Below are 12437 nucleotides of genomic sequence, written 5' to 3' on the forward strand. Positions count from 1 at the left end.
TTTTATTTAAAATTCTAATTCGGTAGTTTTTCCTTTTATTTCAACCCTTCCGATTACTGTGTTTGTAGAATTAATATGTTTATTTTCTGTGAAATTTGGTTGTGAACCTCCTACAGAAATAGAGAACCAACCAGGCTCAATTACAAATTTATCATCCTTATTTATCATTGCTAACTCCCTAGGCTGAATAGTAAATTCTACCTTCTGCCTAGCACCTTTTTTTAGATGAATTCTTTTAAACCCAACCAATTCACAAATAGGCCTAGGAGTAGAGCCTTCTTCATCTCTTACATACAATTGAACAACCTCATCGCCATCAAAATCTCCCTCATTAGCAACTTGAACGGAAACTTTTATAGGCTCGTTTATTTTTATTTCTAAAGGAATTTCTAGATTTGAATATTTAAATTTTGTATAACTTAATCCATACCCAAAAGGATAAAGCGGTTCTTTTTTAAAATATTTATACGTCCGCCCATCCATATTATAATCTTCAAAAGGTGGCAAATCGTCAACCGATTTATAATAAGTTACAGGAAGTCTTCCCGCAGGGTTATAATCGCCAAACAATACATTTGCAATAGCATTTCCACCTTCTTGCCCTGGGTAGCCAGCTGAAATTATAGCAGGAATATTCTCTGAAGCCCAATTAATAGATAATGCGCTTCCATTAAGTAATACAAGTACTACTGGTTTTCCTGTAGCAACTACTTCCTTCATTAACTCAACCTGCTTTTTAGGAAGATTTAAGCTAGTACGATCGCCATCGGCAAATCCTTCTACTTCTACCTTCATTTCTTCTCCCTCTAACCGTTCATTTAACCCTAAAGCCAATACTACTACATCCGATTTATTAGCTGCTAATACTGCTTTTTCAAGTTGGTTTTCTGTAGGAATACTCCACATCATTTTTGCAGTAGCATCTCCATAATAATTGTTATATCTTATTTCAATTTTATACTTTTCACCTTCCTCTAAATACATATTTTTTGGGTTTATAACCGCATGATGCTCATGCGTGCCTCCTCCTTTTATAGTATCGGAAATTGTAAACGCCATAAATGGCTTTCCCCAATCGCTAAAATAATACGTCCCCGATTTAGGAGGTGTTATGTAGCCCGACCAACGCACGCTATAATTTCCTATTTTTAAACGTGAGTCTGGCGTATCAATATCCCATTGAAAATTTACAGCTTGATCTACCCTAGTAAAAAGAGGTGCTCCTTTCCATTCTGTACTATTGTAATATGCTGATGTAAGACCTTGCTTTCCGTCTTCTGTAGAAAAATATGCTGATGGAATTACTTCCATAGTTGGGATTCCTTTTGCTAATGGCGCTCCTTCCTCAAAATGTACATTTACTTGTGCTCCCACTTTATTTTTTATTCCTTCTAAAACGGTAACAGGATTTTTTGGCATTCCATTATAATTCCCCCAAAGCGATTGTATATTATCGGCATTTGGACCAATAACAGCTATATTTTTTAGATTTTTAGACAATGGTAAAATAGCATTCTCATTTTTTAATAAGACAATACTTTTTTGAGCCGCTTTAAGTGCTAACACCTTATGTTTTGGATTATTATTTACTGAAAAAGGAATCTTTGCATAAGGTACTTTTTCATCTGAATCAAACATTCCAAGTTTAAAACGTGCACGCATCAATCGGTGAAGCGCAACATCTAAATCTGCTTCTGTAATAAGTCCATCTTGAAGAGCATCTGTAAGTTTTTCATAGGAATTTCCACAGTTTAAATCGCATCCTTCTTTAACCGCCATTGCAGAAGCTTCGGCAGCATCTTTAGCTACATGATGTGTTTTCCACATATCTGCAATTGCTCCACAATCTGAAACTACATAGCCATTAAAGCCCCATTTATCTCTTAAAATAGAATATAACGAATTACTTGCGCTGGCCGCTTCTCCATAAATTCTATTATAAGCCGTCATAATAGAATACACATTCCCATCTTTTACTAAAGTTCGGAAAGCTGGTAAATACGTTTCCCACAAATCTCGTTGAGAAGGAGCTACATCAAACTCATGTCTTAGAGGCTCTGGTCCCGAATGCACAGCAAAGTGTTTTGCGGTAGCCACCACTTTTAAATACTTAGCATTGTTTCCTTGTAATCCTTTTACATATTCTGTTCCTAAAACTCCTGTTAAATATGGATCTTCTCCATAAGTTTCATGACCACGACCCCAGCGAGGGTCTCTAAAAATATTGATGTTAGGCGACCAAAAAGTTAGTCCTTGGTAAATATCATGTTGTCCTCTCCGGAGATACTCATGGTGTTTTGCTCTCGCTTCATCTGAAATTACATTTGCAACCTCAGCAACCAATTCATCATCCCAAGAGGCTGCAATAGTGATAGATTGAGGAAATACTGTTGCATATCCTGCTCGAGCTACGCCGTGTAAAGACTCATTCCACCAGTTGTATGCTGGAATTCCTAATCTTTCAATTGCTGGAGATTGATACAGTAATTGCGCTATTTTTTCGTCTACTGTTAATCTATTTATTAAATCGTTTACACGCTCATCTTCAGGTAATTCGGTATTTTGAAATGGATATTTTTCTGATTGCGAAAAACAAAAATTAAAACTTAAAAAAAGAAATAGAATCGTAGTTAATTGCTTCATAGTTGGTTGGTTTTACTCGATAATTGAGACATAAATATCTCCGAGTTAATTTACTACTGAAAAGATACGGTTTCTTTTGATAATGATTTAGCAATTGATATTTGTTGCTTTACATTGTTAAAGTCTGCCAACTCTAATTTAATCTCAGAAGAAGTTGTACCTAAAACCTTAACGGCCTTTTTACCATTATCAGAAAAAGTAAAACCTTCAACAACAATATCATTAGAATTATAAATGATAAGCGCTTCTGTTTTCTTGCTAATCACTTTTACATTTTTTAGCTGAAGACCACGAGTATCAATTACAGTAATTCCTTCATCAGCTTCAAGCATCGCATTTTCTAAGGTTACATTTTCTAAACTTTTCTCTGGAAGTCCCATAAAAAAAGCTGCTTTTCCTGAATTTGTTGCTATGATATTTTTCATATAAATATTTTTAAAAACAGGAGTTTCTTCAGTTACAGCAACCTTTTGTTCGTCTCTTTGTTCATCTTCTGCATTTTGATTTTCTTCTAAAATAGGAGCGTTTCCGCTATAAAACATATTAAACCGAATAGCTTCCGTAGGAATATTTATCATATTAATGTCAGATATATAGATGTTTTCTACCACTCCCCCTCTTCCACGAGTACTTTTAAAACGCAAACCAACATCGGTTCCAATAAAATTACAATTAGATACATTTATATTTTTTACACCTCCAGACATTTCACTCCCTATTACAAAACCTCCATGAGCATGATAAACGGTATTATTTTTAACAATAACATTTTCAGTAGGAATGCCTCTATCTCGACCGTCTTTATCTTTACCAGATTTAATGCAAATGGCATCGTCTCCAACATCAAAAGTATTATTGTAGATTAAAACATTTTTACAAGATTCTAAATCTAATCCATCTCCATTTTGACTGTACCAAGGATTTCTTACCTTAAGATTTCTTATAATTACATTCTCACTCATTAATGGATGAATATTCCAAGCAGGAGAATTCTGAAATGTTGGCCCATCTAATAACACTTTATTACAATTTACAATGCTTACCATTACTGGACGAAGAAAATCTTTCACCGATTCTAAGTCTTCTTTTTTTGTAAGATTAGGCACATTAAAATATTCTCTGCTATCAAATCCTTTTTTAGAGCTTTTTGTTGGAAACCATATTTTCCCGTCTTCAGAAAGCACTCCTCCAGAAGCTACTAAATTATCCCATTGCTTTGAAGTCATTTTTCCCTTCTTTACAGGTCTCCACGCATCTCCATTTCCATCAATAACACCTTTCCCTGTAATTGCAATATTCTCAACATTCATTGCATTTATTGGAGAGATACAGCGCATGGTATTTAAGCCTTCAAAACTGGTATCAGTCAAAGGATAATCTTCAAAATTTTTACTGAATAACAACAAAGCACCATCTTCTAAATGAAGATTAATATTACTCTTTAATGTAATAGGGCCTGTTAACCAAATACCTCTCGGGATTTTAACAGTTCCACCTCCCTTTTTAGACACCTCACTAATTGCCTTTTCTATAGCTTGTGTATTCTTCTCCAACCCTCCAGCAACGGCACCATATTTTTCAATACTAACAGTTAATTTTGGAAAAGAAACCAACGGCACTTTTGACATCTCAATAGCTACATTTTCATAAATCGAAGAGGGGACAGGCTCAATTTCTTGAGACATTCCTATGGTAAAACTTAATAATATACATATTAGAATATGCATTTTGAAAGTATGAGTATTTTGAAATTTGTTCTTCACAAGAATATATTTATGTTATACATTTTAATTTTAAATCATTAATGTCCTAGTAAAAATACAAGACCGCTTCACTATAAGAAAAAAGACTAAATCTTAACTGCCATAAAACAAGTAGTTTAAAGAAACAACATTACTAAAACCCTCTTTTAATTCATTTTTATTAATAGCTAGGAGTCTATTTTAAAAACCTTCGATTTATTCAGCTCCTTTTACTTATTTCTACACAGAGTCTTTAGGCAAACTCAGGACAAGACCTAGGGACTTAAACCCTCTATGGGATTAAATTATTCTTTGGTTATAAAACTATAAGAAGTTCCTTTTTTTGTAGGAATCTCGTACAAATAAAAATTATACTCCTCTTCGTCTTCTAATTGTGCGTCTTTTGAAATAATAACGTCTTTTATTGACGGATTTTGATAAAACAAATTTTTATTTTCTCCCAATGCTTTTGGTAATTCCTTCCCAGAAGCATCAAGCAAAACTTCTTTTGTACGAATACGCAAATTCCCACCAAGTTTAGACTTAACTTTTACCGATACAAGTTTGTTATGAGTCCAATTTAAATCTACTTCAAAACCACCTCTCGCCATAAGTCCTTTTACACCTCCTTTATCCCAATCGGATGGCAATGCAGGTAAGAGAAATAATGCCTCATCATGAGATTGAATTAACATCTCTGCAATCCCCGCTGTACAACCAAAATTACCATCAATCTGAAAAGGAGGATGCGCATCAAATAAATTAGGATAGGTTCCTCCAGAAGTGGTTCCATCTTCCACCATGGTAAGTTGTTCTTGTATTAATTTATAAGCACGATTTCCATTTAGCATTCTTGCCCAAAAATTTACTTTCCAACCCATAGACCACCCTGTAGATTTATCGCCTCGCTGATTTAATGTATTTCTTGACGCCTGAAATAGTTCTGGATTTTTAAAAGGAGATATTTGAGCCGATGGATATAACCCGTATAAATGAGAGATATGCCTATGTTTATTATTAGGGTTATCCCAATCTTCAATCCACTCTTGTAATTGAGCGTGTTTTCCTATTTGCATAGGCGGTAATTTTGACTTCTTCTCTTCAACCACCTTAATAAAATCGGCATCTATATTTAAAGTTTTTGCTGCAGTAATGACATTATTAAAAACATCAAAAACCAATTGATTATCCATAGTTGTACCATAAGTTACCCCTACACCATCGATGTATTTATTTTCTGGAGAGATGGAAGGCGTTACTACAAGCCATCCATTTTTAGGTTCTTTTTGTAAAACATCAACATAAAAAAGTGCTGTTTCTTTTAAAATTGGATAATACTTTTTTAAAAAATTTATATCTCCTGTAAATAAAAAATGCTGCCATAAATGCTGACTTAACCATGCGCCTCCCATTGGCCAAAATCCATAAAAACCTCCGTCTACAATTCCAGAAATTCGCCATATATCTGTATTATGATGCATATTCCATCCTCTAGCATGATACATTTTATGAGCACTTTCCTTCCCCGTTTCCGATAAATCTTCTAGCATTGAAAATAAAGGAGCATGAAGTTCTGATAAGTTAGTAACTTCTGCTGGCCAATAATTCATTTCAGTATTAATATTTACTGTGTATTTACTGTCCCATGGCGGCGATAATTTATTATTCCAAATTCCTTGCAGGTTTGCTGGTTGCCCGCCTTCTCTAGAACTCGAAATTAATAAATACCGTCCAAATTGAAAGTATAAGGAAATCAAAGATAAATCATGATTTTTAGAAAATGTTTTCAACCTTTCATCTGTAGTTAGATTGCTCAAGTTTTCTTTTCCTAATTTTAAATCTACTCGCTTAAATAAGTCCTGATAATCTTCAATATGGGATTCTAACAATGCTTCTATAGATTTATTTTTAACATTATTTAAAAACTTTAAAGCAACTTCGTCTTCGGCATTAGATAAATCGTTGTACTTTTTAAAGTTTGTACCTATACTTATAAAAAGTAGTACTTCTTGTGCTTTTTCTACACTAAGTTTTCCTTCCCTGCTTACTATTTTTCCTTCTCCAATTATCTTAGGATAAATTAGTGTACTAAACTTTACTTTTCCTGGTTTATTTTCACGGGTTTCACTAACGCCTTTTAAATGAAGTATGTTATTTTCAATAGAAGCTACATGCTTTTGAGCACTTTGAATTTCAATATCAAAATTCAATTTCTCTGATTTATTTGCTTGGAGATGAATTGCCATAACCTGATCTGGATATGAAACAAAATACTGTCTATTGTATTGAACTCCATCGGCCAAATAACTAACTTTTGCTACAGCATTTTCAATATTTAATTCTCTTCGGAAATTGGAAATTTTATTATGGTTTTTAAATGCCAATTTAATATTTCCTACTGTTTGGTATGGCATTCCGTAGTTAGTATTGTCTGGAGTGTTTTTAGGAAAAACTTCTAAAGCTTTTTGTTGAGCTTCTGTATATTTTCCATTAAATAGTAGTTCTCTAATAGACTCTACATCTTGATAATAATCTTTAGCAATATTATTTCCTGGACTACCAGCCCAAACAGTTTCTTCGTTTAGCTGAATTTGATCAACTTTTTCACCTCCATATAACATAGCGCCAATTCTCCCATTTCCTATGGGCAGCGCTTCATTCCAATTATCGGCAGGCTCATCATACCATAAAACATGATTGCTTTGAGCATTCCCAATGGTAATACATAAAAATAATAATAACGTATAAAACTTAGTTTTCATTAGGCTCCACTTTAAACCAATCAAAATCTGCATACCCACCACGTTTTGCTTCTTGAGTACTCACACTAAATATCCCTACTTTGGCACCAATCCATTTTCCTGGTTGTGCCTTAAAAGGTTTTCCTATCTTTTTATAATTTCTTCCATTTTCGCTATAGCTAAACTGACACGTTGCATCTGGAGCTGTAACCGTTACTTTAAAATAAACCTCATTACTTTTGATTCGCTCTTTAGCATTTTCATTTTCTGCATTTCCTTTAATGGCTCCTAAAGCTTCTGTTTGGGTAATATAATACCCCTCTTTATCTAATGAAATGGTAAGGGTTGCATAATCCATCCCCATAATTATAAGTCCAGCGCTTTTACCACTCTCTGCCTCTTCTGGAAACAATTTAACCTTTGTGGATGCTGAAAAATTTGGAGCTGGAAATTTTTGTAATAATAAATTTGGAACCATCCATAAATTAGGACTCTCTTCTGGAACTTTTATAGAGAAAAGTCTTAAATAATCGGTATTTCTAAATTGTGCGTTCCAAAGTACATTTGGATTTGCTTGCCATTGCCATTGCAATCCTAATTCGTCCATATCAAACTCATCAGTCTCAACTGGAGTAACTATAGAATAAGATTTTCCAACATTAGGTTTTTTGTGTATTGCAACTGGCTCTCCAATTCCGTTTTTATCGTAATCTTCTCCCATTACTGGCCAATCGTTTTTCCAACTCATGGGTTGTAAATGCACAATCCTACCATAAGCATCTACGTCTTGAAAATGATAAAACCATGATTCTCCATTTGGAGTATCCACCCACGCTCCTTGATGTGGCCCATTAATTTTAGTACTTCCTTGTTCTAATACGACTTTCTCCTCATAAGGTCCATATACATCTTTAGACCTCAAAATAAGCTGCCATCCTGTAGCAACTCCTCCCGCAGGCGCAAAAATGTAATAATATCCATTTCTCTTATAAAATTTAGACCCTTCAACAGTAGGATGATTTTCATGACCATCAAAAACATGTTTTCCACTATCGAGAACTTTGGTTCCATCAGCATTCATTTCATGAACCGTCAACAAACTTTTTACCCCAGCACGACTCCCAGCCCAAGCGTGTACTATATATGCTTTTCCATTATCATCCCAAAGCGGACTAGGATCAATTGCTCCTTTAGCTTCCATTACTAATACTGGTGCCTCCCATTCTCCAAAAGGATCTTTGGTCTTTACCATATAAATTCCAAAATCTGGATCTCCCCAATAAATATAAACTTCATTGTTATGGTAACGAATACTTGGCGCCCAAACTCCATTACCGTGTTGCGGAACCGAGAAATGGTCTACTGGAACTTGCTCGGGCAACGCATAATTAATTAGCTTCCAATTTACCATGTCCTTAGAGTGTAAAATGGGCAATCCAGGCGCACAGTTAAAGCTGGAGGCAGTCATAAAATAATCGTCTCCCACACGTACCACATCTGGATCTGAATAATCGGCATACAGAATTGGATTTTTATAAGTTCCATCTCCTTGGTCTGCAACCCACACTTTAGACTTATAATTGTCTGGGTTTTGTCCGTAGGAAAAACTTACTAGTAGAGATAAAATAAAAAATAGTTTTGATTGGCGTAAATTCATTCTTGTAAAATAAGTGTTTAATATTGTTTTCCGTTAATTGATGTATTTGTAAATTGAATCGGTTCTGAATGTTCAATAAGCATAGGAGTAGCTGCCTTATTTATTACCACATTTTTAAACGTAATATTTTTAACTGGTAACGCTTCTCTGCCTCGCACTAAAATTCCGTACTTCCCACCATTGTCTACTTTTACATCTTCAATATGAATATTTTTAATAGAAGGCATATAATCTCCTTCTTGATTAGCATAAATTCCGTAGTGTGTATTTACCTTTAAAAAAGCTTCTTTTACTTGACCTACTTCAATATTTTTTACAAAAACATTTTCCACAAAACCTCCTCTAAGAGTATTTGTTTTTATTCTGATAGCTCTATCTAAATTAGGACTATCCATTTTACAGTTTCTAACATATACATTTCGTACGCCCGCAGAAATTTCGCTTCCCATTACTACACCACCATGACCATCTTTCATTTCACAGTTTTCAACCACAATATTTTCACTTGGTATGTTTACACGTCTACCATCATCGTTTCTTCCCGATTTAATGGCAATACAATCATCTCCTGTATCAAATAAGCAATTTTTTATATGAACATTTTTAGAATACTCTGGGTCGCAACCGTCGTTATTTGGTCCATGACTACGAACCGTAACTCCATCCACCGTAATGTTTACAGATTTTATAGGATGCATAACCCAAAAAGGCGCATTGGTAAACGTAACATCCTTAACTAAAATATTTTCACATTCAAATGGCTCAAAAAATGTAGGTCGCAATTGATAACCTTCTCCAAAAACACGTTCTGCAACAGGAGTTCCAGCTTCATTCATTTTTCGAAGTCTCGGAAGATTTACAGAATCTTTTTGCTGAGGCTCTCCTTCAATATGACCGTAACGCTCTGCTCCACACCAAGGCCACCAATTATCTTTCCCTGCTTGTCCGTTAAAAGTTCCTTTTCCTGTTACTGCAATATTTTTTTGTTTATATGCATAGATTAATGGAGAGTAATTCATCAATTCCACCCCTTCATAAGAAGTGTGAACTACAGGCAAATAAGCTTTTTTATCTTTTGTAAAAAGTATTTCTGCTCCTTCTTCTAAATGAAAATTCACATTACTTAATAAATGAATTGGCCCTGTAACATACTTTCCTTTAGGAACAATTACTTTTCCTCCTCCAGCATCATTACATGCTTTTATAGCATCTTTAATAGCTTTTGAATTATTTGTTTCTCCATCGTTTACTGCTCCGTAATCTTTAATATTGAAATTTTTATCAGGAAAGTTAGGCACAACAATTTGACTGATAATTTTATCGGCTGGGTCTTGTAATTCAGCAGTAGCTTTCTTCGACTCTTCTTTACAAGAAAAGCAAGTAAAAATTACAATAAGACTTAAAAATAGATTGTTTAGTTTCATGCGTTAATGATTATTATTCTTATTTAGTTTGGATTCCAGTTATCGTTTCCTTTTAAAACTTCTTCTTTAGTATATTTTTTAATATCCGAAGCTGTTAATTGTTTTGCCCATGGTACACGCTTATTAGACGCTCCTGGACCTGTAGTATTGTATTCAGCATAGAAAGTAGTTTTTTCGGCTTGTGGCTTATTCCAATTATGCCAGCCCTCTGGTTTTATATGGTTTTCCATATAACAATTAATCCAAATGGTTTGCGCATAATCTCGCCAAGGTCTTCCTAAATAAAACGAGTGTTCTTCGGCTTTGCTTAAAAGCTTACAATTGTAAAACACCATTCCGTAATTAGCACTCTTTTCTGTAGAAGCAGCTGTAACATATCCGTGGTCTTTACTCATAATTGTACAGTTCTCAAAAAAAGCGGTAGCCCAACCGAATATATAATCCACCGTTCCCTCTATATAGCAATCTTTATAGTATTGACGACTCTCTTTTCCATGCAAGTAAAGCGTATCTTGATTTCCTAAAAACTTGCAATTATTAAAACACACTCTATCCCCATCTACACGAACTGCAACTGCTTGCCCAACAGGTCCAGCACTATTTTCAAAAGTAATATTTTCAGCATAGAAGTCGTCTCCAAAAACAAAGAAAGAAGTAGAGCCTGTTGTTCCCATTTCTTCTCCAAAAGCATTGTGTTTACTTGCATAATCGTTGAATGTCAATATAGTATTTTCTTTATCTTCTCCAATAAAAGCAACATTAGTTTTAGAAGCTGGGAGTACTAATTTTTCTTTATAGACTCCATTTTTAATAAAAATACGTGTTTGTTTTTTTCTGAAATTTGGCACCTCATCTATTGCTGCTTGAACTGAGGTAAAATCTCCTGTACCGTCTAGACTTACTATATAATCAAACTCCCTTTTTTTAAGAAGAGAATTTGCATAAACTTCCATATTACTATATTCACTTTTAGCAATTATATGTGAATCCTTAATAGTAGGTTTTAAATTATTCTTAAGTTCCCAATCGTCTGGAATTCCATCTTCGTCCTTATCATTTTCTATTGAAACCTCTTTTAAAGTTGGCCAGCCTCCTACATCTTTTTGGGAGTCAATGATTCCATTTTTATAAGTAGCTGTTCCTTTTTTAACTTCAGAAATAATTCTTTTATCTACAGCATCTCTAACCTTGCTTGCTCCTGCATTTTTCAATACCGAGGCATATGATTCTGTTGCTGTTTGTGTGTTTACATTAGTTATTTTTTCTTCTGAAGAAAGTTTTACTTCGTCTAAATCATCAACTAAAAGACCTTTCCAATTATCTTCTGAAATTTCGGAGTTCCCTTCTAAAAAATTACCTTCTACATAAAATTTACCATAAGGCTTATAGGGATTTACAATTCTATTAGTTTTTGATTTTTCGGTTGCAGGTCCTGGTTTATAATAATTATTAATGATATTATAACGTCCTTTTTCACCCCCATAGGTATTGTCTAGTTTCCAATTATAAATGACGTTATTTCTAAAATCAACAAACTCATCTTTTGTATTTGGGGTTGATGAAGAACCGCTAAATCTAGGATTTCGACTACTATTACTTGCAATTAAATTATGATGAAAAGAGGCATTTTGTCCACCCCAAATTCCGCCATATCCATGCGCTCCTTTTTTATGAATAGAACGATTTAATGCCTCGGAAATAATACACCATTGCATGGTGAAGTTTTTGGTATGATAAAATGATGCATTTTCATCGGTAGACCAACTTATAGAACAATGATCAATAATGGCATTTTCGAAACCTCGCCCTCCAAATGCATCGTCTTCTACTCCATACACATCGCCCATTCTAAACCTTAAATATCTAATAATAACATTGTCTGCTTTTACACTTACAGGATATCCTTTTATTGTAATTCCATCGCCAGGAGCCGTTTGTCCAAGAATGGTAAGATCTCCTTTGTTAATATCTAAATCTGACTTTAAATTTATAGTCCCAGAAATATTAAAAACAATAGTTCGGGGACCATTTTTCACAATTCCCTTCCGCAAACTTCCTTCACCATCGTCGTTAAGGTTTGTAACCACATAAACTTGTCCGCCACGACCACCTGTTGCATAGCGACCAAAACCTTCAGCATTTGGAAATGCCAATTGTTGAGCGCTTAAGAAAGCGCTTACAACTAAAAAAAGTGAGAAAAGAAATGTTATTTTTTTCTGATAAAACATTT

6 protein-coding genes are annotated in these 12437 nt (G+C 34.3%); all 6 read right to left on the bottom strand.

The window, feature by feature from the left end:
• Positions 1-6 precede the first annotated feature (6 nt).
• The 6 genes from JOOMADRAFT_RS03325 to JOOMADRAFT_RS03350 all read right to left on the bottom strand — a co-directional run bounded on the left by JOOMADRAFT_RS03325 (position 7) and on the right by JOOMADRAFT_RS03350 (position 12435).
• The gene (locus tag JOOMADRAFT_RS03325) at positions 7-2643 is read right to left on the bottom strand and encodes a glycoside hydrolase family 3 C-terminal domain-containing protein (RefSeq protein WP_008611324.1); all 2637 of its coding nucleotides are present in this window, start codon (positions 2641-2643) and stop codon (positions 7-9) included.
• Between the two features lie 53 nt (positions 2644-2696).
• Complete coding sequence (locus JOOMADRAFT_RS03330; RefSeq protein ID WP_040879501.1) at positions 2697-4370, bottom strand: glycoside hydrolase family 28 protein; 1674 nt, start codon at positions 4368-4370, stop codon at positions 2697-2699.
• A 320-nt stretch (positions 4371-4690) separates the two neighbouring features.
• A complete protein-coding gene (locus tag JOOMADRAFT_RS03335; protein ID WP_008611326.1) occupies positions 4691-7147 on the bottom strand; it encodes a glycoside hydrolase family 95 protein in 2457 nt (818 codons plus the stop codon).
• A complete protein-coding gene (locus JOOMADRAFT_RS03340) occupies positions 7137-8783 on the bottom strand; it encodes a glycoside hydrolase family 43 protein (protein ID WP_008611331.1) in 1647 nt (548 codons plus the stop codon). The genes JOOMADRAFT_RS03335 and JOOMADRAFT_RS03340 overlap by 11 nt, the downstream gene beginning before the upstream one ends.
• 17 nt (positions 8784-8800) lie before the next feature.
• Positions 8801-10207: a glycoside hydrolase family 28 protein gene (locus JOOMADRAFT_RS03345; RefSeq protein ID WP_008611333.1), complete on the bottom strand. Its 1407-nt coding sequence runs from the start codon at positions 10205-10207 to the stop codon at positions 8801-8803.
• 23 nt (positions 10208-10230) lie between these two features.
• The gene (locus JOOMADRAFT_RS03350) at positions 10231-12435 is read right to left on the bottom strand and encodes a pectinesterase family protein (protein WP_008611334.1); all 2205 of its coding nucleotides are present in this window, start codon (positions 12433-12435) and stop codon (positions 10231-10233) included.
• Positions 12436-12437: the final 2 nt, after the last annotated feature.

The sequence above is a fragment of the Galbibacter orientalis DSM 19592 genome (assembly GCF_000260115.1).
GTDB classification, from domain to species: Bacteria; Bacteroidota; Bacteroidia; order Flavobacteriales; family Flavobacteriaceae; genus Galbibacter; species Galbibacter orientalis.

Bases quoted from the DNA above. Each gene is read 5' to 3' on its own strand.
- JOOMADRAFT_RS03350 (WP_008611334.1), bottom strand. From the start codon at position 12,435: ATGTTTTATCAGAAAAAAATAACATTTCTTTTCTCACTTTTTTTAGTT.
- JOOMADRAFT_RS03340 (WP_008611331.1), bottom strand. From the start codon at position 8,783: ATGAATTTACGCCAATCAAAACTATTTTTTATTTTATCTCTACTAGTA.
- JOOMADRAFT_RS03325 (WP_008611324.1), bottom strand. From the start codon at position 2,643: ATGAAGCAATTAACTACGATTCTATTTCTTTTTTTAAGTTTTAATTTT.
- JOOMADRAFT_RS03335 (WP_008611326.1), bottom strand. From the start codon at position 7,147: ATGAAAACTAAGTTTTATACGTTATTATTATTTTTATGTATTACCATT.
- JOOMADRAFT_RS03345 (WP_008611333.1), bottom strand. From the start codon at position 10,207: ATGAAACTAAACAATCTATTTTTAAGTCTTATTGTAATTTTTACTTGC.
- JOOMADRAFT_RS03330 (WP_040879501.1), bottom strand. From the start codon at position 4,370: ATGCATATTCTAATATGTATATTATTAAGTTTTACCATAGGAATGTCT.